The organism is Heyndrickxia coagulans DSM 1 = ATCC 7050, assembly GCF_000290615.1.
Taxonomy (GTDB): Bacteria; Bacillota; Bacilli; order Bacillales; family Bacillaceae_C; genus Weizmannia; species Weizmannia coagulans.
The window spans coordinates 1-876 of the sequence record NZ_ALAS01000143.1; the positions used below are offsets into that span (position 1 = coordinate 1).

Annotated in this window: 1 protein-coding gene; it reads right to left on the bottom strand. The window is 43.8% G+C overall.

The features are described from left to right. Window positions 1-26: 26 nt before the first annotated feature. Window positions 27-734 (bottom strand): hypothetical protein, encoded by a 708-nt coding sequence (locus tag IC21_RS07450; RefSeq protein ID WP_155116796.1) that lies wholly within the window; start codon window positions 732-734, stop codon window positions 27-29. Window positions 735-876: the final 142 nt, after the last annotated feature.

Here is an 876-nt window from a genome sequence, read left to right on the forward strand (position 1 = left end):
AATTTTAGGAGCTGGCAAGCCTTTTTTTATGCCATGAAGCTCTGCACTTTTTTGTTGCAGAACTCTGTACTTTCATTTTGCACTAAACAGGCATGAATGACGACGGTCCGAATAGGAAGTAGAGCGAATAAATCTCGTGCCACCCGGATAACACAACTGCATACATAATCTTGATAATACGCATAAAACATCGTTTTCCCCATTTTCCGCTGTGAAAGCCGACCTGTTTTTGTTAATAATTTGACCGTTTTCGGAATAACCTCTTGGGGTTCAACGTGAAACGTCACTTCAACGACGTCCTGATCCACAAAATGAAAATCAAAACCGCTGCCCAGATCGACAATGTCATCAAAAGGCGCCATCGTTTCAATAGCCATTTTATAGGCTTTGGGATCACCGGCGAGAACCCTTTCAGCAACCTCCTTCGTCGCTTCCCATTCATCATATAAATCAACGTCAAGCGCTTTTCCTTTTTCCACTTCTTTCTGCAGCTGTTTTTTCCGGTCGCTATCGCGGTGAAACAGTTTTTCAAAGAAGCCTGGCTCATACGCCTCTAGTTTCTTCCTGGCTGCTTGTTCATTTGGTCCAGGTTGCCCTTTTTCAAACGGCGGGGCTTGTTGCGAGAGTATTTTCCAATTAATGGGTTCACTGCATTCTTTGTGAACGGACAAAAGTATCTCAAGCCGATTTTGAAAGGCCTCTACTTCAAGTTGTGCCTGTTGCAAGGCTTCCATTTTCTCCTGCCTGCGCATTTGTTCTCTTAGCGCTATTTGTCTCTTCCGCTCGGGTATGTGTCAAGTTTTTCTCGACAAGGTTTAAATATCGGGTATTCCAAGACACTCTTTTTGTACACTTTCGGCTACCGTGCTTTACTTG